Source organism: Sphingomonas sp. TF3 (assembly GCF_003985085.1).
Classification (GTDB): domain Bacteria; phylum Pseudomonadota; class Alphaproteobacteria; order Sphingomonadales; family Sphingomonadaceae; genus Sphingomonas.
This window is the reverse complement of the sequence record NZ_RWKS01000002.1, coordinates 117316-144041: the sequence shown is the minus strand read 5'-3', so window position 1 is coordinate 144041 and position 26726 is coordinate 117316. Positions and strand designations below refer to the sequence as shown.

Genomic DNA, 26726 nt, shown 5'->3' with positions numbered 1-26726 from the left:
TTCAGCAACCATCGCGACAGTAAAGCGTAAAGAAGACCCACGCCCGATCGTCGGGCCGAAAGGACAGGACATGAAGCTGACCCACCTTATCGCCGCCGGGCTCATGGTTGCCGGGCTTGGTGTTTCCACTGCAGCCTCCGCGCAGGACTATCGCGGCGATCGCCCTCGTTATGACCATCGCTACGATCATCGTGGCGACCGTCGCGACTGGCGCGACCATGGCCGTTATTATGGCGGCGATCGCCACCGTCCGCGCTGCCACACCGAATGGCGTCATCACCGTCGTGTGACGGTCTGCTACCGCTGACCCTGGCGCGAGGAGGGGGCACCCCTCCTCGCCCAAAATGTCATCTGGACGTCACAAAAAGTTCACGGCATGAAGGGTAGCCGTTCGCGGCATCGCATACCCCTTCCCAGTCGGCGATTGCGAACATCGTCTGCTCATCAGGCGCCCCGTGAACCGTCCCACCACCTTCTTCCCGCTGTCAGCACCGCTCTATCCCGGCAGCACGGCGCAGCCTGGCCTGATCCCCGGCCGCTGGCTCGTGCTCGGCTTCGCCTTCAGCGCCCTATGCGTCGGATCGCTGCTGTGGGATGCGGGGATGACCATCCGTCCGCGCACGCCCAGCACGCTGATCTTTTCGATGTTCGCCGCGCTGGCGATCGGGCTGCGCTATGCCATGCGAACACCCGCCAGCCCGGCGCAGCGCGTCGCCCGCGATTTATCGGAATCGGTCGGCCTGTTCACGGGGATCGCCTTGCTCGGCGCGGTCGCCACCTATCCGCTGGCGGCCGATACGCGCGGCAGCATCGATCCGCTGCTCCAGCAAATCGACGTCGCGCTGCGGTTCGACTGGCTTGCCTGGTATCGCGCGGTCGCCGCCCATCGGTCGCTGCAATTGCTCGGGACCGCCGCCTATCAGAGCATCTTCGTCACCCCTGCTTTGATCCTCGGCTATTGCGCCTGGGCCGACAAACGCACCGAGGCGCGTGCCTTCATCGCCAGCTTCTGGGTGGCGGCCGTGTTATGCCTGTTGCTGTTCCGCTATCTTCCGGCGGTGGGGCCACTCGCCACGCTGTGGCACGGCCCGGTCCCCTATCTGCCGGAAAGTGCGCTGTACGAGGCAGAACTGATTCCCCAATTGCGGGCCCACGCGTTACTGGAGATCGATCTGGGATCGCTGCGCGGGCTCGTCTCTGCCCCCAGCTTCCACACCGCAAGCGCGGTGCTGTACATCGCGGCAGGCTGGCCGTTGCTCCGGCTGCGCGGGCCGGTCGTGGTCCTCAGCACGGCGATGTTGCTCGCCACACCGGTCGAGGGCACGCATTATCTGGCGGACATGGTGGCCGGTGCCGCCGTCGCCGGGGTTGCGTTGACGCTGGTGGCGATGGTGCGCCGCCATTTGGCGGCGCGCGGGCGTTAAGCCTCCACCGCCATCAAAGCGGCTTCGCCATATTTCGGATCGTTGGCGGCGAACAGCGGGTTGGCATCGAAGTCGCGCTCGGTCAGGCCGACGCCATTGAGCCCGGCCAGCTTGAACGTCCCAAGCTTCAGTTCGCGCGGCGGCTTGCCATCGCGCTCGAGCACGACACCATCCACGAACAGGTCATCGTGGCGCGTATAGATGATGTGCGGTGCGAGCGTAATATCGGTGCGATTGTAGGTAGCGCGCAAGCACCGCTTCCGGACAATAGCTTCGAAGACAGTCGGAACGGGGCCGGTCGGCCCGGAGGGATTTTGCACGGCGTAGCCCTGATACTCGGGAGTCTTGATGACGATGCTGTACCGAAAATGGTGCGATGCAGCAAGAACCAACTCCGCCCCGATCGTGGGAGCGCGCTGAGAGCGGAGAGCCTCATGTTCAATTCCTGTCGCCTCCAAGGGGCGTCTGCCCTAACAGCATGTGCGATGTCGCATACCTTGATCGCCTCGCTGGACCTGTCCCCCCACCCCGAAGGCGGCTGGTATCGCGAAACGATGCGCCAGCCTTCGCCGGATGGCGGCCGCGGGCTGGCGACGGCCATTATGTTCCTGTTGGAAGATGGGCAGCGGTCGCACTGGCATCGTGTAGACGCGACCGAACTGTGGTTGTGGCATGCGGGCGCGCCGCTCACCTTGTTGATCGACCAAACCGAGCACCAGCTCACCGGAACCGCGCCCCAGGTGATCGTCCCCGCCAACGCCTGGCAATCGGCGGAGGCGCGCGAAGGCTGGGCGCTGGTCAGTTGCGTCGTCACCCCAGCCTTTGATTTCGCGGGGTTCGAGCTGGCGCCGCCCGGCTGGTCCCCCGAGTGAGGGAACCGCATCGTCCTCTGCCCGTTCGGAACGGGCAAGGAGACGATGCCATGTTCAACACCAGCACCGCAAATGACGCTGAAATCGAAGCCAAATTCTGGAAGGCGCTGCGCTCCGACCGGACGATGATGCTCGGCCTGGCCGGCGTGGACGAGGGCCATACGCGCCCGATGACGGGCCAGCTTGACGGCGACGACGATCGCGGCCCGATCTATTTCTTCACCTCGAAGGACACCGAACTGGTCGCCGACCTGAAGCATGACAGCCGCGCTGTCGCCACCTTTGCGTCCAAGGGCAATGACGTGTTCGCGACGATCCACGGCACATTGGTCGCCGAGAATGATCGTGCGGTCATCGACCGGCTGTGGAACAGCTTCGTCGCGGCCTGGTATGAAGGCGGCAAGGACGACCCCAAGCTGCAATTGCTGCGGCTGGATACCGAGCGCGCGCAAATCTGGGTCGATGCGTCGAGCATGCTTGCCGGGGTGAAGGTGCTGCTCGGGATCGATCCCAAGCAGGATTACAAGGACAAGGTCGCCGAAGTTTCGCTTGGCTGACTATAAATGGGGGAAGGTTGCTTGCACTGTGCGGGCCGAGGATTAGCACGCTCGCATGACTGATGGCCTTCCCCTACCCCGCCGCTATGCGGCCATCGCCGCGCTCTGTCTCGGCACCGCGCTCATCATCATCGACGGCGGCGTCGCCAACATCGCGCTGCCGACGATCGCGCGCGATCTGAAGATCGATCAGTCGTCGGCGGTCACGGTGGTAACCGTCTATCAATTGATGCTGGTGATGCTGCTGCTGCCCTTTGCCGGGCTGGGCGAGCGCATTGGCCTGAAGCGCATGTACCAGATCGGGCAGATGGTGTTCACCGTCGCCACGCTGCTGTGCTTCTTCGCGAAGAGCCTGCCCTTCCTGCTGATCGTCCGCGCAGCGCAGGCGATGGGCGCGGCTGCGGCGCTCAGCGTATCGTCGGCGCTGATCCGCTCCACTTACCCTGCCAAGCAACTCGGCAGCGGCCTTGGCATCAATTCCGCGATCGTCTCGGCTGGTGCCGCACTTGCCCCGTCGCTCGGCGGGTTCATCCTCGGCGTGGCACCTTGGCCGTGGGTCTTTGCCAGCGCCGTGCCCTTTGCCATCGGATCGCTGATCCTCGGTCGCGCTCTGCCCGATACTCCGCCTGGGGACACGCCGTTCGACGTGCTGGGCGGCGTGATGTGCGCCGCGACGTTTGGGCTGATCATCGGAGGCCTGGAGACGGCGGTCCATGGCGACAGCCGGGTCGTGTCCGCGGCGATCGTGCTGACCGGGGTCCTGGTCGGCTACTATTTCGTGCGGCGCGAGCGCGGCGAAACAGATCCGATCCTGCCGATCGATTTGCTGGAACGCCCCGTGCTGCGCTTGTCGGTGATCGGTGCCTATACCGCCTTCATCGCTTCGATGACGTTGATCATCTCGATGCCGTTCCGCCTGACCAGCGAGTTCGGCTTCACCGCGCCCGAAATGGGGCTGTTGATGGCCCCCTGGCCGCTCACCAACATCATCGTCGCGCCCCTATCAGGCTGGCTGTCGAGCCGCATCCCGGCGGGCGCGCTCGGCGGGATCGGCATGGCGATCTCGATCGTGGCGTTGCTGCTGATCGCCGACATGCCAGCCCACCCGACGCATTTCGACGTGATCTGGCGGATGGCGCTGTGCGGCGGCGGGTTCGGCACCTTTTTGCCACCCAATGCGCGCCTGATTATCGGTAGCGCGCCGCGCGAGCGCGCAGCGGCAGCGGGCGGCCTAGTCTCGACCACGCGCTTGCTGGGCCAGACCACCGGCGCAACGCTGGTTGCCGCGCTGCTTGCGCTGGGGATCGGCGGTGGGGCCACGCCGCCGCTGGTGGCGGCGGGCCTCGCTTTCATCGCCGGGCTGTGCAGCCTGGCGCGGCTGCGCCCCTCGATCCGCATGCCCAAGACCGAGGAAGCGGCGGACGTTCAGCCGGCAAGCCAGGTGCGCTGAACGCCCGCGCGGGGGTTCAGAACACCGCCTTGCCGTCGCCGCCCAACATCGCCTTGCGCACCAGCGGGATCGGCGGCCCGCCATAGCGCAGGAACTGGTCGTGGAACGCCTTCCATCCCGCGCGCCCGCCATGCGTCGCGGTCCAGTCGGCACGCAGCTTACGGATCATCAACTTGCCCATCGTGTAATTGAGATAGGCCGGGTCATAGGTGCCGCGCGCCGACTGCTGCTTGGCATTGCCCTCGTCCTGATAGCATTGCTCGACGAACATCTTGCGCGATTGCTCTTGCGTCATGCCCTGCGTGTGCATCCCGATCGCCGACAGATAGCGGCAATCGCGCAGCAGCGCGTTCGACAATTGCCCGATATGTGTCTCGGCATCGCCCTTGTGGAGCCCTGCTTCCCACATCATCTCCTCGGCATAATGCGCCCAGCCCTCGGCAAAGGCATAGCCGACGAAAAGCCGCCCGAAGATCGACGGCGAGGCATTGGCATGGCGGAATTGCAGGAAATGCCCCGGCATCACTTCATGGACCGAGGTGAACAGCAGATCCATCTTGCCGGGGATGAAGCCCTCCTGCTCGGCCTTGCTCCACGCCGGGTCTGGCGGGGAGATGTAATAGACCGAGGGGATACCTTTCTCGAACGGCCCGGGCGGATCGATATAGGCGCTGTTCTGCCGGTTATAGGGCGGGCTCTCCTCGACTAGCGCCTGTTCGTTGTCGGGGATGGTCACGATGTCATTGGCCAGCACGAACGCGCGCAATTCGGGGATCTGCTTGCGCGCCTCTGCGACGGGATCGTTATTGGCGGGCTTGTTGGCGTTCATCTTGGCCATGCAGGCCGGGATCGTGGCACCCGGTGCGAATTGCGCGCACGCCTCGGCCAGCGCCTTCTGGTTGCGCAGCAGATCGGCCTTGCCCGCCGCCTCCAGCGTCGCCAGCGGCACGTCGACGCCTTCGGTCATCTTAATCATGCGCGAGAAGCGGTCGGCCCCCAGCGCAAAGTCCTGCGTCGCCGATCCGCGCTGGCCCTCCACCCATTTGCCGAGATCGTGCATCGCCTTGGACGCGGCCGTCGCCGCCTTGTCGAACTCTTCCTGCAGCGCCGGGCTCTTCACATCGGCAAACGCCTTCTTCGCGTCCCCGGTGTAATAATCGCCAAAGCCGTTGAATGCCGCGACGCCGAAATTGACGTAGCTGAGCGGCATCGGCGCCTTGAGGTTGGCTTTGATCTGCGCGGCCGCGTCGGGGATCTTGCGCAGGAAAGTGATCATCGCCCGCATCCGCGTCGGCGCATCGGCATAATGGCGCGCGATATAGACGTTGGGGTCGAGCCCGGCATTCACATACCAGGCCGGGTTGCGGTGCGGCGAATCCGCATCTTCGAGCCAGAACAATTTACCCTGTGCCACCGTCACCAGATAATCGCGTTCGAACGCTTCATCCTGGCTCAGCTTGGCGGTGTCGAAGGCCCTGGCCTTGGTGATTGCCTCGCGGAAAAAGTCGCCCTGTCGTTTCAGGCCACCCGGCGTCCAGTCACCCAGCCCGCCATCGAAATCATGCCGCCCCTGATACACCGCGTCCGCCGGGGAAATCTTGAACCAATCCTCGATGAAGGTGTCGCGGAAGCTCTTCCAGTCGGCTGTGGGCAATGCTGTGAGCGGAGCCATCGTGCCCGTCGGTTCAGCCGACCGCGCAGTACACGACACCAGCGCGAGCCCCGCAATGCCCGCCAGTAACACCTTGCGCATGTTGATCCTTTTGATTCGTGTACGTGCGGAAGCTGACAGCTTGCAGCAACCCGCGCCAGCCCTCCAAGAGGACCCCAGAGAGCATTTTCGTATCAGATTATCCACAGAGTGGAGACCGTTCCGCGCACGCGCCAGCGCGGTGAGCGATCGGTCTCCCGAGATGACGAACCTATTTACAGGTTACAGCAACAGTCCGATCGACCAGAAAGACCCAATCAGCGTCACGACCGCTATCGTTGCCTGGAATATGCCCCAAGCATCCGATCTGCAAAAACCTCCAGGTGCTTTGATTGCCACGCGAATAGCCATCATCCCTCTCCTCGACCGGCGACGTTATGCGTCGCTCGTATCGAAGAGGAGGCTGATCCTGATAATGGAGCCGGTCAAGAGAAATGTACCGGTGGCGCAGGCACCCGATGAAAAGACGACTAGAGAGCATCGCGGCGATATCATTGTGGGCCTTTGCCGCCGTCAACCTGCCACCCGCTCAGTCCCGCAACGGATCACCAAAGGACGGGACTGGTCATTTCTCCAGCGGGACGATCACTTCATCCTGATGTGCTACCCCCAGATCCTTGCGCGCCAATTCATCGACCAGATCCGGATCGGCATGTTTCGGGTCGAGCAGATCGACCCGGTTCTTCAGCTCGGCGCGCGTCTTGTCGAGCATCGCCAGCTGCTGCTGCTTCACAGCAAGCTGGCGCTCGATATCACCATAGGCCAGCGCCCCATTCGGCCCGAAGATCGCATACCCCCCGAAGAACACGCCGACGATCATCAACGCCGCCGGCGCGATGGCGCGGCGGAGCATGGTGCGGAGGAGAGATGGCTTCTTGATCACGGTCGCGATTCTCGCGCATCGCGACTCGTGGATCAAGCCCGTATTTACTACATTTTTACGCGCGGATGACGGAGCGACCGGCATACACGCCAGCCCCCTCCAATTCCTCTTCGATACGGATCAGTTGGTTGTATTTGGCAAGCCGGTCGGAGCGTGCGAGGCTGCCGGTCTTGATCTGTCCGCAATTGGTCGCGACAGCCAGATCGGCTATCGTCGTGTCCTCCGTCTCGCCCGAGCGATGCGACATCACGGCGGTATAGCCCGCTCGGTTCGCCAGCGAAACGGCTTCGAGCGTTTCGGTCAGCGTACCGATCTGGTTCACCTTGACCAGCAGCGAATTGGCATAGCCGCCTTCGATGCCACGCTTCAGGCGCTTGGGATTGGTGACGAAGAGATCGTCGCCAACCAGCTGAACCTTATTGCCGACCATGTCGGTCAGCGCCTTCCAGCCCTCCCAATCGTCTTCGGCCATGCCGTCTTCGATCGAGAAGATCGGATAGCGGCGCGTCAGATCGGCAAGATATTCGGCCATCTCATGGCTCGACAGGCTCTTGCCCTCGCCCGAAATCTCATACTTGCCGTTCTTGTAGAATTCGGTCGCGGCGCAATCGAGCGCCAGCATCACGTCGTCACCCGGCGTGTAGCCCGCCGTCTCGATCGAGCGCAGGATGAATTCGATCGCTTCGTTGGTGGACGCAATGTTGGGCGCAAAGCCGCCCTCGTCGCCGACCGACGTTGCCAGGCCCTTTTCGTGCAGCGCCTTCTTGAGCGTGTGAAAAATTTCCGAACCGCAGCGCACCGCCTCGATCATCGAGCTCGCGCCGACCGGCACGATCATGAATTCCTGAAAGTCGATCGGGTTGTCAGCATGTTCGCCACCGTTGATGATGTTCATCATCGGCACCGGTAGCACATGCGCCGAAACCCCACCGACATAACGATACAGCGGCAGCGTGCGCGCATCGGCCGCTGCCTTGGCCACCGCGAGGCTGACGCCGAGGATGGCGTTGGCACCCAGGCGGCTTTTGTTTTCGGTGCCGTCGAGCTCGATCATCGTGTGGTCGATCTCGCGTTGGTCCTCGGCTTCGAAACCGAGCACGGCATCGGCAATCTCGCCGTTCACGGCCTGAACGGCGGCATCGACGCCCTTGCCGCCCCAGCGGCTCTTGTCGCCGTCGCGCTTTTCGACCGCTTCATGCGCGCCGGTCGAGGCCCCCGAAGGCACCGCCGCGCGGCCGAAACTGCCGTCTTCAAGCATTACATCGACCTCCACCGTGGGGTTGCCGCGGCTGTCCAGGATCGTGCGGGCGTGAATGTCGATGATTGCGGTCATGGAACGATCCTTCTAACGGGTCTGAGAGGGTTCGCGCGTGCCTCTATCGGCTAAGTCGAACGCCCGCAATTCGCATGGGGCAACCCTTGCGCATTTGCGGCCGCCGATGGAACCGGGATACGGGCTTGCCGGTTACGTGTTTCAGACACTTCAACGAAGGGCGCTTGTCATGGCTACCACTCCCAACGATACGTCCACCACCATCCACGAGGCGCAAGCCGCCGCAACCGAAACCGCGCAGGAAGCTGCCAAGGCCACGCTCAGCGCGGCGCAATTGTTCAAGGACAGCGCGGCCAAACTCGGCAAGGAAGCCGTCGATCGCGCGAAGACCTATGCCGAGGACGGCAAGGCGCGTGCGGGCGGTGCGCTCGATGAGATCGTCAAGATGATCAACGATGCCGCAGGGACCGTCGATGAAAAGTTGGGCGAGCAATATGGTCAATATGCCCGCACTGCTGCCGACAAGGTCGCTGGTTTTTCGGAAGGGCTGAAGGCCAAGGAACTCGACGACATGATCGAGGACGCCCGCGGATTCGTGCAGAAAAGCCCGGCGATCGCCATTGGCACTGCGGCCGCGCTCGGCTTCGTGCTGGTGCGGCTGATCCAGTCGGGCCTCGCGGCCGATCACGACGACAAGGCCTGATCCGGCTACACCGGGGGGCAATGATGGACAGGCGTGAAGACCCGATCGAACAGGAGAGCCTTGCCGCTCTCCTGTCGCGTGTCGTCGGCGATGCGGAGCAAGTCGCGCGCGCCGAAATCGAACTGCAGAAGGCAAAAATCGTCGCGAAGATCGACGATGCCCGCAACGCTATCCTGCTCTTGGTCGCGGCGATTGCGATTGGATCGGTCGCGTTGACTGCTTTCGTCGTTGGCGCGTTGCTGGTCCTGGCGCAGATTATCGGCCCGTTGGGCGCGACCGGGGCGGTGGTTGGCGCGCTGGTCGTGCTGTCGGCTCTGTTGGGATGGTTTTCGATGCGGCAGTTCAAGCGTCTGTTCGGCGCGACCGAGGAGCAGGCATGACCGGGCGCGCCATTGGCACTCGGCTGGCATTGGCCCAGGCCCGCGCCGAGCAAGCCCGCGCGCGCCTGTCCGAGACGATCGGAACGTTGCAGCATCGTGCCAGCCCGCAAGCGCTCGCACAGGACATGGCCGAGTCGCTCAAGGCGCGTGGAGTGGAGGCAGTGCTTGGCGCGGTCGACAGCGCCCGGCGTCGCCCGGCGCGCTTCGGTATTGCCGTCGCTGCCATTGGCCTTTTGTTGGCGCGCGGTCCCATCGCACGCACCCTTCGTCGTCGCGCTGCGACTCCCCTTCCCAAGACAGGATCCCGCCCATGACCGATGCCAAACCCGCCAAGCGCGCATCGAAGGCCGTTGCCACCGTTCGCGATGCCGCATCCAAAGCGGTTGCCACCACCACCAGCACAACGCGCGCAGCGACCGAGAAAGCGATTGCCGGGATTGAAGCCAATCCCATCGCCATCCTGAGCGGTGGGATAGCGCTTGGGGCGCTGATTGGCGCTTTCGCACCGCGCAGCGCCGCGGAACGCAAAATTTTAAGGCCGGTCGGCAAGCGTCTGAACGAAACCGCGCGCGGTGCCGTCGATGCCGCCCGCGACACCGCCAGGGCAGAGTTCGACGTGCTGGGCCTGTCGCGCGACGCGGCGCGAGATCAGGTCGGCAAGCTGCTGGGTGGCGTTATCAAGGCGCTGGCCACTGCCGGCACTGCGGCGCTCGCGGCACGGGATGTCGCCAGCCAGGCGCAGCCGGAGCAGGCTCCCCCGCCCGCCCCGACCCGGCGTAAGCCGAAAAAGGCAGTTTCGGGCGAATAAACCTGCTGCGAACGGTTCCCGAACGCGCGTCTCGCTCCTAAGACGAGCGAGAAACCCACGCTTTTTCGGGAATGTGATTTATGAGCAAACTCCACCTCGTCTTCGGCGGCCGCGTCAGCGATCCGCGCGGGCTCGATTTCGATGATCTCGGCTCGATCGATATCGTGGGCGTGTTCCCGGATTATGCCAGCGCCGAAAAGGCCTGGCGCGCCGCGGCACAGCGCACGGTCGATGATGCCGAGATGAAATATGTGGTGGTGCATCTGCACCGCCTGCTGCAGCCAGATTTGCTCGCGCCGGGCGCGTGAAGGCTACGCCCCTCTCCCGCAATGGGAGAGGGGCGTCACGCAGCGTTTTTAGATGAACTCGATTTTCGAGACGACATAGTAGCGATCGCCCGAGGGGACGGTCACTTCCACCTCGTCCTCAAGCTTGCGCCCGATCAGCGCGCGGCCGAGCGGTGAGTTGTACGAAATGCGACCGCCCTTGGCGTCGGCCTCGGTCTGGCCAACAATCTGATATTTGACAGGCTTGTCGTCTTCGTCGAGCAGCGTAACGGTTGCCCCGAACACGACCTTGTCACCCGACAGGTCGCGCGGGTCGATGACCTGCGCGCGCGAAAGCTTGTCCTCTATGTCGCTGATCGAGGCTTCGATCTGGCCCTGACGCTCCTTGGCGGCATGGTATTCGGCGTTTTCCGACAAATCGCCATGCGCGCGCGCTTCCTCGATCGCGTCGACGATCGTCGGACGCTCCGCCTTAAGCCGTTTCAGGTCCGCAGTGAGCCGCTCATAGCCCTCTTGCAGCATCGGCATCTTTTCGACGGTAGCCATCCCTCTTCGTCCTTCGTCTTCAAAATTCCCCGGTTGGCCGACCCTGCTGGGCCTGCCCGCACGTTGTTCTCATGTGGGGAATTAGGTGTGCGAGTGCGAATAATAGGATTGCAAAGGCCTGACTTCAAGGCTGCGCGTCGAAAGGGCGACAATCGCCAGTGCTGCCTCGACACTGGCGGGGGCTGTCGTGAAGTACGGGATCTTCAACGCCAAGGCCGATCCGCGGATCGGCGAGCTGTCCTTCAGGCTCTGCCAGCCCTCGGTGGTGTTGAAGATCAGATCGATCCCGCCATCCTTGATCCGGTCGACGATATGCGGCCGACCCTGCGCGACCTTGTTGACGCGTTCGACCGCGACACCGTGTGCGGCCAGGTAATCCGCCGTACCACCCGTCGCGACGATGGTGAAGCCATGCGCGGCAAGCGCGCGCACGCCCGGCAGGATCACCGGCTTGTCGCCATCTTTCACGCTGACGAACAAGGCTCCGCTCTTGGGCAGGACAGTGCCCGCGCCCAATTGCGACTTGGCGAAGGCGAGCGTGAAATCGGGATCGATCCCCATCACCTCGCCCGTGCTCTTCATTTCCGGCGACAAGACCGGATCGACGCCGGGGAAGCGGTTGAACGGGAACACCGCTTCCTTGACTGCAAAATAGTCGATGTGGCGATCGACCTTGGGCAAGTCCGCCAGCTTCTCGCCCGCCATCACCCGCGCGGCGATCTTGGCGATCGGCGCACCGATCGCCTTGGCCACAAACGGCACCGTGCGCGAGGCGCGCGGATTGACCTCGATGAGATAGACGAGGCCGTCCTTCACCGCGAACTGGATGTTCATCAATCCGACGACCGACAGCGCCTTGGCCAGCGCGACTGTCTGGCGCTCGATCTCGGCGATGATCGCGTCGGACAGCGAATAAGGCGGGATCGAGCAGGCGCTATCACCGGAGTGCACCCCCGCCTCCTCGATGTGCTGGAGCACGCCGGCCACCGTCACATCGGTGCCGTCGGAAATCGCGTCGACATCGACCTCGATCGCGTCGCGCAGATACTGATCGATCAAAACGGGTGATTCGCCAGAGACTTGCACCGCCGTCTGGATATATTCCTCGAGCTGCGGCCGCCCATCGACGATCTCCATTGCGCGGCCACCGAGCACATAGCTCGGGCGCATCAGCACGGGGTAACCGATGCGCTCGGCCGCAACGATCGCCTCTTCGCGGCTCCGCGCCAAGCCGTTGGCGGGCTGCAACAGGCCGAGCTTGTTGACAAGCGCGGCGAAGCGCTCGCGGTCTTCGGCCAGGTCGATCGCATCGGGGCTGGTGCCAAGGATCGGGATTCCAGCATCCTGCAGCGCCTGCGCGAGGTTGAGCGGGGTTTGGCCACCAAACTGCACGATCACGCCCGCCAGCGTGCCGTTCTGCTGCTCGACATGCAGGATCTCGAGCACGTCTTCGGCGGTCAGCGGTTCGAAATACAACCGGTCGCTGGTGTCGTAGTCGGTCGACACCGTCTCCGGGTTGCAATTGACCATGATCGTTTCGAAGCCGACATCCGCCAGCGCGAAACAGGCGTGGCAGCAGCAATAGTCGAACTCGATCCCCTGCCCGATCCGGTTGGGACCACCGCCAAGGATGACGACCTTCTTCCGATCGGTCGGCTGGCTCTCGCATTCGGGCTCGCCGAAGCTGGGCGCTTCGTAGGTCGAATACATATAGGGCGTCTTGGCGTTGAATTCGGCGGCGCAAGTGTCGATCCGCTTGAACACAGGACGCACGCCGAGCCGGTGGCGTAACGCGCGTACTTCCTGCTCGGTCACGCCACCCGTCATCGCGACGACGGCGTCATGCACCAGGCCCGACCCGCGCGCGACGCCGCGATCCATGCCTTCGCGCAGATTGGCGGATTTGAGCGCGAGATAGGCAAGCCGTTTGTCGCTGAAGCCCATCGCCTTCAGGCGGCGCATCCCCGCCGCCTCGATCGGCAGGCCATTCCGGCACACGTCTTCCTCGGCCGCGACGATTTCGGCGATCCGTTCCAGGAACCACGGATCGTATTTGGCAAGCGCATGAACCTCAGCGACGGTAAAGCCCTCGCGCAAAGCCTGTGCCGCGACCAGCAGCCGGTCGGGCGTGGCCACCGCCAACGCGGCCTCGATTTCCGCCCGTGGTGCGCCGACGAGCCGGTCGACCATGTTGAAGCCGGACAGCCCCGTCTCCAGCCCGCGCAGCGCCTTCTGCATCGATTCATGGATGTTGCGGCCGATCGCCATCACTTCGCCGACCGACTTCATCGCGGTCGACAGCACGGCCTCGGCCCCCTTGAACTTTTCAAAGGCGAAACGCGGAATCTTGGTGACGACATAATCGATCGTCGGTTCGAACGACGCCGGCGTCGCGCCGGTGATGTCGTTCATGATCTCATCGAGCGTATAGCCGACCGCCAGCTTGGCGGCGACCTTAGCGATCGGAAAGCCGGTCGCCTTGGAGGCGAGCGCCGAGGAACGCGACACGCGCGGGTTCATCTCGATCACGATCAGACGGCCGTCCTTGGGGTTGACCGCGAACTGCACGTTCGAGCCGCCCGTCTCGACGCCGATCTCGCGCAGGCACGCGATGCTCGCGTTGCGCATGATCTGATATTCCTTGTCGGTCAGCGTCAGCGCGGGCGCGACGGTGATCGAGTCGCCGGTATGGACGCCCATCGGATCGATATTCTCGATCGAGCAGATGATGATGGCATTGTCGGCGCGGTCGCGCACGACTTCCATCTCATATTCCTTCCAGCCGATCAGCGATTCCTCGATCAGCACCTCGGTGGTCGGCGACAGATCGAGCCCGCGCCGCACGATCTCCAGAAATTCCTCGCGATTATAGGCGATGCCACCGCCCGACCCGCCCATCGTAAAGCTCGGGCGGATGATCGCGGGCAGCCCGGTGCGTTCGAGCCCGGCGAGCGCCTCTTCAACGGTGTGGGCGATTGCCGAACGCGCGCTTTCCAGCCCGATCTTGGTCATCGCGTCGCGGAATTTCAGCCGGTCCTCGGCCTTGTCGATGGCTTCCGCATCGGCACCGATCATCTCGACGCCATATTTCGCCAGCGTGCCGTCGTTGAACAGCGCCAGCGCGGTGTTAAGCGCGGTCTGCCCGCCCATTGTCGGCAGAATCGCGTCGGGGCGCTCCTTTTCGATGATCTTGGCGACGATCTCTGGCGTGATCGGCTCGACATAGGTCGCATCGGCCAGCTCGGGATCGGTCATGATCGTCGCCGGATTCGAATTGACCAGGACGATGCGATAGCCATCCTCCTTCAGCGCCTTAATCGCCTGCGTGCCCGAATAATCGAACTCGCACGCCTGGCCGATGACGATAGGCCCCGCGCCGATGACGAGGATGGACGAGATATCGGTGCGTTTAGGCATTTGACAGCATTGCTTTCATTGCATACATTGATAGCGAAGGAGACGAAAGGTGGCGACGCTTACGGTCCGTAACATTCCCGAAGACGCGAAGCATCGCTTCCGGCAAGTCGCGGCAGCCCATGGGCGCTCGATGGAGGAGCATCTGCGCAACCTCGTAATCGAAGCCGGTTCCGGCGATGCAGGCGGCAGTCATGTCGCCGACGCCCCAACCGCCTTTCGTCACCGACGATCGGGCGAAGAGGTCGTGCGACAGTTGATCGAAGCGGCCGACGGGGTGGGCGACGACCTGCCCGACGCCCGCAAATATGCCGACATCCGCTTCATGACCGCAAAGGATGCGATGGCCGAATTGCGACGGCTGGCCAATGGCGCAAGCCTCGACCTGCCGCCGCCGCTCAACCCCACAATCGAGGCTCCCGAGCTTTGATTCTGGTCGACACCAATGTGTGGAGCGAACTGACCAAGCCGCACGGCGACCCCGCCGTGCTGGCTTGGCTGGAGGCGCATGACGAGGATCTTGCGCTGTCGGTGATGGTGGTGGCGGAAATCCAATATGGCATTGCGCTGCCGGGCGCGGCGCACAAGCGACCGTTCCTCCAGCCGTGGCTGGAAGGGCTGCGGGCGCGCTATTACCACCACACGCTGCGCTTTGAAGACGCGGATGCGGATCATTACGGTCGGATCGCGTCGCTTCCCGAAGTGAAGGCGCGCGAACCGCAAGTGTTCGACATGCTGATCGCCGCGCAGGCGCAATCGCGCGCGATTCCGGTTGCCACGCGAAACACCAAGGATTTCGCGTGGACCGGAGTCGCGCTGATCGATCCGTGGCGGGCGTGACGCCTGTCATTCCGCGCCATCCTCCGCGGTGCAGCCCCAGCCGTCATATTCCACGTCGTAGATCAGTTCGATCTGCAGGCATTTGAGCGTGAGCGCGCGGATCGCATCGTCGTCCGACGTCTGTTCGCGGCCGAGGAACAGGCTGACCTCGCCTTCCTCATCCTCTTCGCGCTCGATCACTTCAAAGCCCAGTTCCTCGGCATCCTCTTCCAGCCGGTCGAGCGCAGGCTCGGTACCGCGGAAGCTGACATCGACCGCACGGACGATCTCGGGCCGATCGCCATTCTCGCGCAGGCTCGCGAGCACATCCTTGTCGGCGGCCCATTCTTCTTCGAGGCGAGCGGGGGAGATTTCTGGGAGGGTCATGCCTTATCCTCGCACTTTGTTTCAATCACTGTGGTCTCACCATATTCAAACTCGAAAACCGGAGATTTCGACATTATTCGAGCACCACGACAACCGGTTGCGGCGTGTCAGAAAACCTCAAAGTCAGCTCTCCGGCATTCTCTCGCAAGCAATTGAGGACATCCAATCGACTGTTTGCGAGATCAACGGCGATCCCATTCCGATCACCGGCAGATTCGGCGACCGCGTTGGCTTTGCATCTTATCATTAGGCCAACTGGACTTTTTGGATCAGGAGGATGTGTTGGTGCGAATGGCTGCGCCATTTGCTCTTGGACGGTGACTCGCTGAGGCTCAATAATCATGTAGCGATGAGCAGGCTCCCGCCAACGAATTGCTTCCACGATAAGCGTCGATACGCAGACCGCTCCCGCCCCAATGGCAGCCCCAACTAGCCTTTCTTTGTTCACTCCAACATCCCCACGAACTTCTCGAACAGATACAGGCTGTCCTGCGGGCCGGGGCTCGCTTCGGGGTGATATTGCACGCTGAAGGCGGGGCGGTCGGTGAGTTCGATGCCGGCGTTGGAGCCGTCGAACAGCGAGACGTGGGTTTCGCGCGCCGTGGCGGGCAGGCTGGTGCGTTCGACCGCGAAGCCGTGGTTCATCGAGGTGATCTCGACTGCACCGTCGCTGAGGCGCTGCACCGGATGGTTGGCGCCGCGGTGCCCCTGGAACATCTTGGTGGTGCTGGCGCCGACCGCGAGCGCGAGCAATTGATGGCCAAGGCAAATGCCGAACAGCGGCTTGCCCGTGTCGAGCAATTGCCGGATCACCGGCACGGCATAGACGCCGGTCGCGGCGGGATCGCCCGGGCCGTTCGACAGGAAGAGGCCATCGGGGGCGAGCGCCATCACGTCTTCAAAGCTCGCGGTGGCGGGCACGACCGAGACATCGGCGCCGGCGGCGACGAGGTTGCGGAAGATGTTGCGCTTGGAGCCGTAATCGATCGCGACGACGTGGGGGCGCTTGGCACTCCCCTCCCGCTCGCGGGAGGGGTTGGGGGAGGGAACGCCATCGGGGGAAAGCGCGTCATCTGCGGTCAGGCCCTCCCCTAGCCCCTCCCGCGAGCGGGAGGGGAACGAGGTGTCATAGCCTTCGCCCAGCCGCCACACGCCGCCCGCCCAGCCATAATGCGTCTGCGTCGTCACCGCGATCGCCAGGTCCATGCCTTCGAGGCCCGGCCACGCTTGCGCCATGGCGAGCAAGGCGGGAATGTCGAACACGCCGTCGGCGGAGTGCGCGATCACCGCATTGGGCGCGCCGCCGCTACGGATGCGGCGGGTGAGCGCGCGCGTGTCGACGCCCGACAGGCCGATTCGCTTGTGCTTGGCCATCCACGCGTCGAGTCGCTCGACGCTGCGGAAGTTGCTGGGGCCGGTCACATCCTCGCGCACGATCATGCCGAGCGCGTGGGGATCGTCCGCCTCGACGTCATCGGCATTGGCACCGACATTGCCGATATGCGGGAAGGTGAAGGTGATCATTTGCCCGGCAAAGCTCGGGTCGGTCATGATTTCCTGATAACCGGTCATCGCGGTGTGGAAGCAGACTTCGCCGACCGCGACGCCTTCCGCGCCGAAGCCGCGGCCCCACACCACCTCCCCGGTTGACAGCACCAGCACGCCGGTGGCGCCTTGGGGAGCGATGCTGTTGGACGCAGGCAGAGGTTTGGCGTCGGCCATTGCGGCGGGCACTCCGTTTAAAAAATTGTCGATGTCGCTAAGCGGCGGGGACTAGGAGCGCGGGGGCGATGCGTCAATCCGATAAAGCCGCTATACCCGCCGACCACCGAAAAGGACGTTCAATGATTCGTGACGACATCAAGGCCGCGCTCATCACCGCGATGAAGGGCGGCGACAAAGCGGGCACCGCGACGCTGCGCCTCGTGCAATCCGCGATCAAGAACCGCGACATCGAAGCGCGCACCGGCAAAGCGCCCGAGGATGACGATGCGCTGGTGGTGGAAGTGCTGCAGAAAATGGTCAAGCAGCGCCGCGAATCGATCGAGATGTTCGTAAAGGGCGGCCGCCAGGAACTGGCCGACGCAGAAGCCGCCGAAGTCGCGGTGATCGAGACCTTCCTGCCGACGCAGATGGACGAAGCGGCGACCGCTGCCGCGATCGAAGCGATCAAAACCGAGCTGGGTGCCACGGGCATGAAGGACATGGGCCGCGTGATGGCCGAGCTGAAGGCGCGCCACGCGACCACGCTCGACATGAGCAAGGCGAGTGCTGCGGTGAAGGCGGCGCTGGCATAATGCACGAGGGCGCGGCCTTTCTGCCTCCCCTCCCGCTTGCGGGAGGGGCTGGGGGAGAGAAAGCCCCTTCCCCCCAACCGTTCGTTTCGAGCGAAGTCGAGAAACCTGGCACCCGCCCCCACATGTGACCGCTCGACTCGACCGGAGTCGCTGATGCACACTGCCCCATGGCATTTTGGACCTACATGCTACGATGCTCCGACGGTGCTTATTACACCGGCCATACCGATAACCTCGATCGCCGAATCGGCGAGCACCAGACCGGCGGGCATTGCGATTTCACCTCGCGGCGAATGCCGGTGACGCTTGTGTGGAGCGAGAATTTTCCGAGCCGGATCGAAGCGCTGGAAGCCGAGCGCATCGTGGGCGGCTGGTCGCGGGCGAAGAAGGAAGCGTTGATCGCCGGAGATTGGTCGATGGTGTCGCACTTTGCGCGCCCACCAATGGAGCGTTCGGCCCGCCCGCTCGCGGTCAAACCTTGCCTTGCCCCCTCCCCGTTGGTTTCGAGCGCAGTCGAGAAACCTGCGGTGGTGCCGGGTTTCTCGACTGCGCTCGAAACGAACGGTGGGGGGAATTGCCCCCTCCCGCAAGCGGGAGGGGAAGAAAAGATCGTATGACCCTCTCCCCGCAATTCCTCGACGAACTGCGCGCACGCACGTTGCTGTCGGGGCTGATCGGCAAGACGACCAAGCTGCAAAAGGCCGGGCGCGAGTGGCGCGCGTGCTGCCCGTTCCACAATGAGAAGACACCCAGCTTTTACGTCAATGACGACAAGGGCTTCTACCATTGCTTCGGCTGCTCGGCGCATGGCGATGCGATCCGCTGGATGACCGATCAGCGCGGCCTGCCCTTCATGGATGCGGTGAAGGAGCTGGCGCAGGCGGCGGGGATGGAGATGCCCGCGATGGACCCGCGCGCGGCGGAGAAGGCTGAGGCAGCCAAGGGGCTGCATGAAGCCTGCGCCGATGCCGCTACCTGGTTCACCGAGCAACTGAACGGCCTGCCCGGCGCGACCGCGCGCGAGGTGCTGGCCAAGCGCGGGATCAAGGCGGAGACCGCGCGCGCCTTTGGCCTGGGCTTTGCGCCCGATTCGCGCGGTGGGTTGAAGGCGGCGCTGAAGGGCTATGGCGAGCCGTTGCTGGTCGAGGCGGGGCTGTTGATCCAGGTCGAGGACAAGGCACCCTATGACCGCTTTCGCGGGCGGCTGATGATCCCGATTCGCGATCCGCGCGGGCGTACCGTGGCGTTTGGCGGGCGCATCATTGGGGATGGCGAGCCCAAATATCTGAACTCTCCCGAGACGCCGTTGTTCGACAAGGGGCGCACGCTCTACAATCTCGACAAGGCCGCGCCTGCCACGCGCAAGACCGGGCGCGTGCTGGTAGTCGAGGGCTATATGGACGTGATCGCGCTGGCGCAGGCGGGGTTTGGCGAGGCGGTCGCGCCGCTCGGCACCGCGCTGACCGAGGCGCAGCTCGAACGGCTGTGGCGGCTGGCCGAAGTGCCGATCCTGTGTTTCGATGGCGATGACGCGGGGCAAAAGGCCGCCTTGCGCGCCGCGCACCGCGCGCTGCCGCTGCTCGCCCCGGGCCGCAGCCTCGCCTTTGTCACGCTGCCGCAGGGTCAGGACCCAGACGATATGGTCCGCCAGAAGGGCCCCGCCGCGTTCGAGGCACTGCTCAAGACCGCCGAACCGCTGGTCGACCGATTATGGTCGAGCGAACTCGCCGCCGAACCCCTCACCACGCCCGAGCAGAAAGCGGGGCTGAAGCAGCGCCTGAAGGAGCGCGCGGAGAGCATCGCCGATCCCGGCGTGCGCACCGAATATCTGGCGGAATTCCGTCGCCGCTTCGACGCGCTCTATGCGCAGCAGCGCGCGGCGTTCGTGCCGCTCGCGCCGTTTACGCCGCGTCGCGGTGGCGCACGCAAGCCCGGACAGCCATGGAAGGCCCCGCCCGGCCCGGTCGGTGCCGGGGCCAAGCGCCTGCAACAGCATGGCATTGACGGTGTGTTGACCAAACCCGTGCTGGCGGGGCTATTACTGCATCCGAGCGAAATCTGTCGGCATATGGGGGAGTTGGGTCGGCTGCATTTGACCGATCCCGCCCTCGCCCATCTGCTCGATGCGATGATTGATTCGGCCGTCGAACATCAGGCGCTTGATAGTGAGCACCTTCTTACCATATTGGCTGCATCTGGATTTGATATAATCGCGCAAGATTTGCTGCGGGCCGACCAACTCTCGTGTTCGTTTACGCAAAAGGACGCCGACCCCGCCAGGGCACGCGAGGACCTCGACGAGGCGATCGCGATCCTGGTGACTCGGCCGGAAGTGGATGCGGCTTTGGCCGAGGCGACGGCGACGATGCAGGCGAAGTATTCGGATGAAGCATATGAGCGGCAAGTGTCGCTTGTGAATGAACAACAGGCTTTGAACGCGCGACTTGCCAATCTGGTGCAGTCGAACGAAGACGCCAGAGCTTTTAGTACTGAGGGCAATTGATGGCGAAGACGGATATGGCGGACGTGGCGGACACCACCGAGGGTAGCGACGCACCGCTGATCGATTTGAACGACGCGTCGATCAAGAAGGTGATCGCCCGCGCGAAAAAGCGTGGCTACATCACCTACGAGCAACTCAACGAAGCTCTGCCCCAGGGCGAGATGTCGTCGGATCAGATCGAGGACATCAGCGCCGCGCTCAGCGAAATGGGCATCAACATCGTCGAGAATGACGAGCAGGGCGAAGAAGGCGACGAAGCCACCAAGTCCGAGGACGATGACGACGCCGAACCCGTCGACGCTTCCGAAGACCTTGGGCCTGCGCTCGACGTCAAGAAAAAGGAGGTCATCGATCGCACCGATGACCCGGTGCGGATGTACCTGCGCGAAATGGGCGCGGTCGAGCTGCTCAGCCGCGAGGGCGAAATCGCCATCGCCAAGCGGATCGAGGCCGGTCGCGACACGATGATCCTCGGCCTGTGCGAATCACCCATCACCTTCAACGCGATCATCGCCTGGTCGACCGCGCTTAACGAAGGCACGATGCAGCTGCGCGAGATCATGGATCTCGACGCGATGCTGTCGAAGGACCCCGCCCCGGAAGCGCTGGCCGAAGCCGAAGAGGGCGATGGCGAGATTTCCGAAAAGAATGCAGGCCCGTCGTTCAAGGAAGAGGCCGAGCCCGAAGAGCCGTCAGTTGACGAGGATGAGGATGGCGAGCGCCGCACGCCGCGCGCCTCCGACGATGAGGAAGAGGACAACACCCTTAGCCTCGCGCAGATGGAAGAGCAGCTCAAGCCGATCGCGCTGGAACGCTTTGCCAACATCACTGCGCTGTACAAGAAATTCTCCAAGATCCAGCAGGCCCGGCTCGACGCGATGGCGGGCGGCGGCGAACTGTCGAGCAGCGACGAGAAGAAATATCACAAGCTGCGCGAGGAACTGACCGCCGAGGTCGAGAGCGTCCAGTTCCACAATGCCAAGATCGAATATCTGGTCGACCAGCTTTATGCCTTCAACCGGCGCCTGACCGCGCTGGGCGGGCAGATGCTGCGCCTCGCCGAGCGCCACAAGGTGTCGCGCAAGGACTTCCTCGATCGCTATATCGGCCATGAGCTGGACGAGCAGTTCCTGCCCTCGGTCGCCAAGCTCGACAAGAAATGGACCGCCTTCGTCACCAACGAAAGCGAAGCCGCCGATCGCATCCGCATGGAAATTTCGGACATCAGCCAGGCCACGGGCATGGCGCTGACCGAGTTCCGCCGCATCGTCAACATGGTGCAGAAGGGTGAACGCGAGGCGCGCATCGCGAAGAAAGAGATGGTCGAGGCCAATCTCCGCCTCGTGATCTCGATCGCCAAGAAATACACCAATCGCGGCCTGCAATTCCTGGATCTCATCCAGGAGGGCAATATCGGCCTGATGAAGGCGGTGGATAAGTTCGAATATCGCCGCGGCTACAAGTTCAGCACCTATGCGACCTGGTGGATCCGCCAGGCAATCACCCGCTCGATTGCCGATCAGGCGCGCACCATCCGTATCCCGGTGCACATGATCGAGACGATCAACAAGCTGGTGCGCACCAGCCGCCAGTTCCTCCACGAGCAGGGCCGCGAGCCCACGCCCGAGGAAATGGCCGAGCGCCTCTCCATGCCACTGGAGAAGGTGCGCAAGGTGATGAAGATCGCCAAGGAGCCGATCAGCCTCGAGACGCCGATCGGCGACGAGGAAGACAGCCATCTCGGCGACTTCATCGAGGACAAGAACGCGATCATCCCGGTCGACGCGGCGATCCAGGCGAACCTGAAGGAAACGGTCACCCGGGTCCTGGCGAGCCTCACCCCGCGTGAGGAGCGCGTGCTGCGCATGCGCTTCGGCATCGGCATGAATACCGATCACACGCTGGAAGAAGTCGGCCAGCAATTCTCGGTGACGCGCGAACGTATCCGCCAGATCGAGGCCAAGGCGCTCCGCAAGCTGAAGCACCCGAGCCGCAGCCGCAAGATGCGCAGCTTCCTCGATCAGTAAGCCAAGGGCCCGGCGGCGCAGGTACGTCGCCGGGCTTTGCTATCGCACGCCGTCCAAATTGCTCCGTTTCGGAGGCGAGCTGTGACGTAGCGGCGAGCGTTGCGTACATTGGGGCGTATGTCGTCCCTCACCGCACCCGCTGCCGAACACATGGTTACTGCATCCGATTTGGTGCGACATTTCGGCTTGTGGCAGGAACGCGCGTCACGCGCGCCGATCTATATTCTGCACCGCGGTCGGCCGCGTCTCGTTCTCGTTTCGGTCGAGACAATGAACGCCTTATGCGCGATCCCGTCGGATCCACCGGACCGCGCCTTTCTCTCCGCCGAAGCGATCACCGCAACACAACTGCTCGACAATGTCCGCGATATCGTCTTGCTTGCAGACCGCGAGACCACGATTTTGGCATCCAGCCGGACTGCGCGCGCACATTTCGGCCAAATCGTGACGCCCGGCGCGTCCGTCGACACGATCACCCCGCCGCCATCCCGCGCGCTTCTTGCCGGGGCAATGCGGCGGGTTGGCAATTCGGGCATTGGAGAAAGCCTGACACTCCCGTCCGCCGCCCGCGCTGGCCGTATGCTGGCGCTCAGGATCGAACCGATCGGCGACGGCACCGGCATCTTTGCCGAAGATGTCACGCCCTAGCCGGTGCCGGACCTGCCGCGTCGCCCTCTCGCCGCGATGGTCGGAGCGCAGGGCGCTGCAAAAGCTGGTTGAGACACCCTTAATCGCAACTACACCAGGTCTTTACGCCCTTCGGTATAACCCTTGCCGCACTGCTTGCCCGACGGGCGCAATCCGGCGGCACTGCCGGCAGATATAGGGACGATTCGAAGATCATGGTGATCGCATCGATACAGGTGAAGACAGGGGGCTATGCGGGCAGCATTGCGGCTCTGGCGACAAGCGACGGATGTGCTGGCCACGCGATCGTCCGCCGTTTGACACAGGCCGCAGTCGTCGGCCGCGATCTCGCCGATGCTGTCCATGCCCTATGCGCCGTTCACGGACGCCTGACCAATCTGTTCGAGGAGGCGAATCGTCGCCCCGTACCCGATCTCGACAATCGCTGGCTTGCGGAAGCGACGGAGGCCTTTGGCGTTGAACGGGCTAATCTTGCGCGCCTAACCGCTGCCGTCGGCCCCCTACCCTCCACGCCGGGCCAGGCGGAAAGCGATGCTGCGTTTGCAGCCCAGCGCCATGCCTTCGATATGCTGGCGCGCTCTGACCGCTCGGGATGTTCCGTAGGAGCGGCCATGGCGTTGGTAATCGACTGGCACGCCTTTCGCGCTGTTCTCGACGCGGCCGCGCTCCGCACCGGCGGCACCATCGTGCCCTGTGTCCTGCCCAGTGCCTCGACAATTACGATGCTCGCAACCGATACCCTCCCCGCACCCGTCCGCCGCGCGATCGCCTTCGGCGCTCAGCAGACCTTCGCCCAGCATCGCGGACTGTGCGATTTGATCGAGGCCCGCGCAAGCGCGCGCGACAAGCTATAGCCACCGCTTGCGCGTGAGGGGCGTTTCCCTCTATCGCCGTACCCGGTATTCAAATGAAACGGGATGCAAGCGATGAAGCGCTTCGACGGTACGCAAGGCTATGTCGCAACCGATGACCTGAAAGTCGCGGTCAACGCGGCCGTTACGCTCCGCCGTCCCTTGCTGGTAAAGGGCGAACCCGGCACCGGCAAAACCGTCCTCGCATATGAAATCGCAAAGGCACTCGATGCCGAATTGATCGAGTGGAACATCAAGTCCACCACCAAGGCGCAGCAGGGCCTGTACGAATATGACGCGGTGGCGCGCCTGCGCGACGGGCAATTGGGCGACGAGCGCGTCCACGATATCGGCAATTACATCCGCCGTGGCAAATTGTGGGAGGCGTTCACCCGGCCCAAGCCGCCGGTGCTGCTGATCGACGAGATCGACAAGGCCGACATCGAATTCCCCAACGACCTGTTGCAGGAACTCGATCGCATGGAATTCCATGTCTACGAAACGCGGGAAACCATCCGCGCGGTCGAGCGCCCGATCGTCATCATCACCAGCAATAACGAAAAAGAGCTGCCCGACGCCTTCCTGCGCCGTTGCTTCTTTCACTACATCAAATTCCCCGATCGCGAGACGATGCAAGCGATCGTCGATGTCCACTTCCCCGGCATCCAGAAAATTCTGGTCAACCGGGCGATGGACATTTTCTACGATGTGCGCGACGTGCCCGGCCTGAAGAAGAAGCCGAGCACCAGCGAATTGCTCGACTGGCTGAAATTGCTGCTGCACGAGGACATGCCGCTCGACGTGTTGCAAAACCGCGATCCGACCAAGGCGATCCCGCCGCTGCACGGTGCCCTGCTCAAGAACGAGCAGGATGTGATGCTGTTCGAACGCCTCGCCTTCATGGCCAAGCGGCAGCAGAATAAGGGATAGCGCGCGCCCCCCGTTTCCGCCAAAACAGCTCAATTTCAACGTGGTAAACGCGGCATAAAGCCTGTAACGATACGCTCTTGCGGGGGTGCAGCCAGTATTGGGTGCATGTATGCGTTGCGTCGTTGTTTCTCTTGCGTTGGTATTCGCCCCACCGGCGATGGCCGCTGCCGCGCCATCCTTGCTCGATTATGTAGGCGAGTGCGTTCCCTTTGCGCGTGCCGCTTCCGGCATCCAGATTTATGGCGACGCCTGGACATGGTGGGGTCAAGCCGCCGGGCGCTATCGGCGCGGCGATACGCCGCGCCCCGGCGCGGTCATCGTTTTCGCGCGCAGCGCGCGACTCCCGCTCGGCCATGTCGCGGTGATCAGCCGAGTCGTCGACCATCGCGTCGTCATGATCACCCACGCCAATTGGTCTCGCCAAAATGGCGAACGCGGCCATGCCGAGCAGGACGTGACGCTGACCGACGCATCGCCTTACAATGACTGGAGCGCGGTGAAGGTCTGGTATCGCGACCGCGACGGGCTCGGCAGCACGATCTACCCGACCTACGGCTTTATTTACGGGACGCCGGAAGCGCACGGCCCGCGCGCGCGGACGGCGGCGGAATTGACCGGGCGCAGCCCGGATTATGTCGGCGCGCTGATCGACGCCTATCGGTAACGCTGCCCGTGCTTGCAGGAGCGCACCGCACCGGGCATGTTGCGGGCAACGGGGCATCTGGGCCCTGCCCTGGCCTCCCCGGATGCGGGAGGGGGAAGAGATGTGCCATGTTTCTCGATTTCCTCGACGCCCTGCGCGCCGCTGGCATCCCGGCCAGCCTCAAGGAGCATTTGCTGCTGTTGGAGGCGCTCGACGCCGAAGTGATCGACCGCACGCCCGAGGATTTCTATTACCTGTCGCGCGCGGTGTATGTGAAGGATGAAGGCCTGCTCGACCGCTTCGATCAGGTTTTTGCCAAGGTGTTCCGGGGCGTTGCCACGACCTTCGGCCAAAGCCCGGCGGAAATCCCGGCTGACTGGCTGAAAGCGGTCGCCGAGAAATATCTGACGCCCGAAGAGATGGCCAAGATCGAGTCGCTCGGATCGTGGGACGAGATCATGGAAACGCTGAAAAAGCGGCTGGACGAACAGCACGAGCGCCACCAGGGCGGCAGGAAGTGGATCGGCACCGGCGGCACCTCGCCTTATGGCAATTCCGGCTACAATCCGGAGGGCGTCCGCATCGGTGGTGAATCGACGCACAAGCGCGCGCTGAAAGTGTGGGACCAGCGCGACTTCAAGAACCTCGACAACACGCGCGAACTGGGCACGCGCAACATCAAGATCGCGCTGCGCCGCCTGCGCAAATTCGCGCGCGAGGGGGCCGCCGACGAACTCGACATTGATGCGACGATCGCGGGAACGGCGCGGCAGGGCTGGCTCGATGTCGTGATGCGCGCCGAACGTCGCAATGCCGTGAAACTGCTGCTGTTCCTCGATGTCGGCGGGTCGATGGACCCATGGGTGAAGCTCTGTGAGGAATTGTTCTCGGCCGCGACCAGCGAGTTCAAGAATCTGGAATTCTTCTACTTCCACAATTGCCCGTATGAAGGCGTGTGGAAGGACAACAAACGCCGCTTTTCCGAGCGCACCCCGATGTGGGACGTGCTCCACAAATTCGGCCATGATTACAAACTGGTATTCGTCGGCGATGCCTCGATGAGCCCGTATGAGATCACCCATCCAGGCGGCTCGGTCGAGCATTTCAACGAGGAATCGGGCGCGGTGTGGATGCAGCGGCTGACCAACACCTATCCGGCGGCGGTGTGGCTCAACCCGATCCCCGAACAGCAATGGGGCTATTCGCAAAGCCTGCGCATTATCCGCGAATTGATGACCGAGCGCATGTACCCGCTGACGCTGGCTGGCCTTGACGAGGCGATGCGGGAATTGACGCGGAAGCGGTAAGCCGGG

29 protein-coding genes are annotated in these 26726 nt (G+C 63.4%); 21 read left to right on the top strand and 8 right to left on the bottom strand.

What is annotated here, in order from left to right:
• The first annotated feature begins 70 nt into the window (after window positions 1-70).
• Complete coding sequence (locus tag EJC47_RS02300) at window positions 71-307, top strand: hypothetical protein (protein ID WP_033965773.1); 237 nt, start codon at window positions 71-73, stop codon at window positions 305-307.
• A 148-nt stretch (window positions 308-455) separates the two neighbouring features.
• The gene (locus tag EJC47_RS02295; protein WP_033965775.1) at window positions 456-1424 is read left to right on the top strand and encodes a phosphatase PAP2 family protein; all 969 of its coding nucleotides are present in this window, start codon (window positions 456-458) and stop codon (window positions 1422-1424) included.
• Here EJC47_RS02295 and EJC47_RS02290 read toward each other — a convergent pair.
• The gene (locus tag EJC47_RS02290; RefSeq protein ID WP_171010487.1) at window positions 1421-1675 is read right to left on the bottom strand and encodes a hypothetical protein; all 255 of its coding nucleotides are present in this window, start codon (window positions 1673-1675) and stop codon (window positions 1421-1423) included. The two genes, EJC47_RS02295 and EJC47_RS02290, sit on opposite strands and share 4 nt — an antisense overlap.
• 234 nt (window positions 1676-1909) lie before the next feature.
• Here EJC47_RS02290 and EJC47_RS02285 point away from each other — a divergent pair, with 234 nt between their 5' ends.
• From EJC47_RS02285 to EJC47_RS02275, 3 genes are read left to right on the top strand one after another with little or no spacing between them, the layout of a single operon-like run.
• Window positions 1910-2296, top strand: coding sequence for a cupin domain-containing protein (locus EJC47_RS02285; RefSeq protein WP_126845316.1), 387 nt, complete (start codon window positions 1910-1912; stop codon window positions 2294-2296).
• Window positions 2297-2346: 50 nt separating this feature from the next.
• Window positions 2347-2853 (top strand): pyridoxamine 5'-phosphate oxidase family protein, encoded by a 507-nt coding sequence (locus EJC47_RS02280; RefSeq protein WP_126845315.1) that lies wholly within the window; start codon window positions 2347-2349, stop codon window positions 2851-2853.
• Between the two features lie 55 nt (window positions 2854-2908).
• Entirely contained in the window at window positions 2909-4303 is a 1395-nt protein-coding gene (locus EJC47_RS02275; RefSeq protein WP_126845314.1) for an MFS transporter, read from the top strand.
• Between the two features lie 16 nt (window positions 4304-4319).
• On the opposite strand, the gene EJC47_RS02270 is transcribed toward EJC47_RS02275, so the two are convergent.
• From EJC47_RS02270 to eno, 3 genes are all read right to left on the bottom strand, one after another.
• Complete coding sequence (locus EJC47_RS02270; protein ID WP_126845313.1) at window positions 4320-6056, bottom strand: DUF885 domain-containing protein; 1737 nt, start codon at window positions 6054-6056, stop codon at window positions 4320-4322.
• Window positions 6057-6579: 523 nt separating this feature from the next.
• Window positions 6580-6867, bottom strand: a complete 288-nt coding sequence (locus EJC47_RS02265; RefSeq protein WP_052192411.1) for an FtsB family cell division protein — start codon at window positions 6865-6867, stop codon at window positions 6580-6582.
• Window positions 6868-6952: 85 nt separating this feature from the next.
• A complete protein-coding gene (gene eno, locus EJC47_RS02260) occupies window positions 6953-8230 on the bottom strand; it encodes a phosphopyruvate hydratase (protein ID WP_126845312.1) in 1278 nt (425 codons plus the stop codon).
• Between the two features lie 169 nt (window positions 8231-8399).
• Here eno and EJC47_RS02255 point away from each other — a divergent pair, with 169 nt between their 5' ends.
• From EJC47_RS02255 to EJC47_RS02235, 5 genes are all read left to right on the top strand, one after another.
• Window positions 8400-8873 carry a hypothetical protein gene (locus EJC47_RS02255; RefSeq protein WP_126845311.1) on the top strand — a complete coding sequence of 158 codons (474 nt, stop codon included), beginning with the start codon at window positions 8400-8402 and terminating at the stop codon, window positions 8871-8873.
• A 23-nt stretch (window positions 8874-8896) separates the two neighbouring features.
• Entirely contained in the window at window positions 8897-9253 is a 357-nt protein-coding gene (locus EJC47_RS02250; protein ID WP_126845310.1) for a phage holin family protein, read from the top strand.
• Window positions 9250-9567, top strand: a complete 318-nt coding sequence (locus tag EJC47_RS02245) for a DUF3618 domain-containing protein (protein WP_033965781.1) — start codon at window positions 9250-9252, stop codon at window positions 9565-9567. The genes EJC47_RS02250 and EJC47_RS02245 overlap by 4 nt, the downstream gene beginning before the upstream one ends.
• Entirely contained in the window at window positions 9564-10061 is a 498-nt protein-coding gene (locus EJC47_RS02240) for a hypothetical protein (protein ID WP_185867537.1), read from the top strand. Before EJC47_RS02245 ends, EJC47_RS02240 begins: the two co-directional genes overlap by 4 nt.
• 80 nt (window positions 10062-10141) lie before the next feature.
• Window positions 10142-10369 carry a DUF4170 domain-containing protein gene (locus EJC47_RS02235; protein WP_010408192.1) on the top strand — a complete coding sequence of 76 codons (228 nt, stop codon included), beginning with the start codon at window positions 10142-10144 and terminating at the stop codon, window positions 10367-10369.
• A 48-nt stretch (window positions 10370-10417) separates the two neighbouring features.
• On the opposite strand, the gene greA is transcribed toward EJC47_RS02235, so the two are convergent.
• Both greA and carB read right to left on the bottom strand, forming a co-directional pair.
• Window positions 10418-10894 (bottom strand): transcription elongation factor GreA, encoded by a 477-nt coding sequence (gene greA / locus EJC47_RS02230; RefSeq protein WP_126845309.1) that lies wholly within the window; start codon window positions 10892-10894, stop codon window positions 10418-10420.
• An 81-nt stretch (window positions 10895-10975) separates the two neighbouring features.
• Complete coding sequence (carB, locus tag EJC47_RS02225; protein ID WP_126845308.1) at window positions 10976-14311, bottom strand: carbamoyl-phosphate synthase large subunit; 3336 nt, start codon at window positions 14309-14311, stop codon at window positions 10976-10978.
• 49 nt (window positions 14312-14360) lie between these two features.
• Here carB and EJC47_RS20945 point away from each other — a divergent pair, with 49 nt between their 5' ends.
• Together EJC47_RS20945 and EJC47_RS02220 are read left to right on the top strand one after the other, a co-directional pair.
• The gene (locus EJC47_RS20945) at window positions 14361-14738 is read left to right on the top strand and encodes a FitA-like ribbon-helix-helix domain-containing protein (protein WP_185867536.1); all 378 of its coding nucleotides are present in this window, start codon (window positions 14361-14363) and stop codon (window positions 14736-14738) included.
• Window positions 14735-15148 (top strand): PIN domain-containing protein, encoded by a 414-nt coding sequence (locus EJC47_RS02220; protein ID WP_185867535.1) that lies wholly within the window; start codon window positions 14735-14737, stop codon window positions 15146-15148. Before EJC47_RS20945 ends, EJC47_RS02220 begins: the two co-directional genes overlap by 4 nt.
• Window positions 15149-15154: 6 nt before the next feature.
• Here the strand turns inward: EJC47_RS02220 and EJC47_RS02215 are convergent, their stop codons facing one another.
• Together EJC47_RS02215 and carA are read right to left on the bottom strand one after the other, a co-directional pair.
• On the bottom strand, window positions 15155-15514 hold the full coding sequence (locus EJC47_RS02215) for a ribonuclease E inhibitor RraB (protein WP_126845306.1): 360 nt from the start codon (window positions 15512-15514) through the stop codon (window positions 15155-15157).
• 444 nt (window positions 15515-15958) lie between these two features.
• Window positions 15959-17236, bottom strand: a complete 1278-nt coding sequence (carA, locus tag EJC47_RS02210; protein ID WP_126845305.1) for a glutamine-hydrolyzing carbamoyl-phosphate synthase small subunit — start codon at window positions 17234-17236, stop codon at window positions 15959-15961.
• 122 nt (window positions 17237-17358) lie between these two features.
• Between carA and EJC47_RS02205 the strand changes: the two genes are divergently transcribed.
• The 9 genes from EJC47_RS02205 (at window position 17359) to EJC47_RS02165 (ending at window position 26720) form a co-directional block, all read left to right on the top strand.
• Window positions 17359-17811, top strand: a complete 453-nt coding sequence (locus EJC47_RS02205) for a GatB/YqeY domain-containing protein (protein WP_126845304.1) — start codon at window positions 17359-17361, stop codon at window positions 17809-17811.
• Window positions 17812-17978: 167 nt separating this feature from the next.
• The gene (locus EJC47_RS02200) at window positions 17979-18428 is read left to right on the top strand and encodes a GIY-YIG nuclease family protein (RefSeq protein WP_126845303.1); all 450 of its coding nucleotides are present in this window, start codon (window positions 17979-17981) and stop codon (window positions 18426-18428) included.
• Window positions 18425-20314, top strand: a complete 1890-nt coding sequence (dnaG, locus tag EJC47_RS02195; protein ID WP_126845302.1) for a DNA primase — start codon at window positions 18425-18427, stop codon at window positions 20312-20314. Before EJC47_RS02200 ends, dnaG begins: the two co-directional genes overlap by 4 nt.
• The gene (gene rpoD / locus EJC47_RS02190) at window positions 20314-22341 is read left to right on the top strand and encodes an RNA polymerase sigma factor RpoD (protein ID WP_033966085.1); all 2028 of its coding nucleotides are present in this window, start codon (window positions 20314-20316) and stop codon (window positions 22339-22341) included. The genes dnaG and rpoD overlap by 1 nt, the downstream gene beginning before the upstream one ends.
• Before the next feature lie 117 nt (window positions 22342-22458).
• Window positions 22459-22989, top strand: a complete 531-nt coding sequence (locus EJC47_RS02185; RefSeq protein WP_126845301.1) for a type II toxin-antitoxin system Phd/YefM family antitoxin — start codon at window positions 22459-22461, stop codon at window positions 22987-22989.
• Window positions 22990-23183: 194 nt separating this feature from the next.
• Entirely contained in the window at window positions 23184-23843 is a 660-nt protein-coding gene (locus EJC47_RS02180) for a DUF6975 family protein (RefSeq protein ID WP_126845300.1), read from the top strand.
• Between the two features lie 72 nt (window positions 23844-23915).
• Window positions 23916-24770 (top strand): AAA family ATPase, encoded by an 855-nt coding sequence (locus EJC47_RS02175; RefSeq protein ID WP_126845299.1) that lies wholly within the window; start codon window positions 23916-23918, stop codon window positions 24768-24770.
• 109 nt (window positions 24771-24879) lie between these two features.
• On the top strand, window positions 24880-25434 hold the full coding sequence (locus EJC47_RS02170; protein ID WP_126845298.1) for a CHAP domain-containing protein: 555 nt from the start codon (window positions 24880-24882) through the stop codon (window positions 25432-25434).
• A gap of 107 nt (window positions 25435-25541) precedes the next feature.
• The gene (locus tag EJC47_RS02165) at window positions 25542-26720 is read left to right on the top strand and encodes a vWA domain-containing protein (RefSeq protein ID WP_126845297.1); all 1179 of its coding nucleotides are present in this window, start codon (window positions 25542-25544) and stop codon (window positions 26718-26720) included.
• Window positions 26721-26726: the final 6 nt, after the last annotated feature.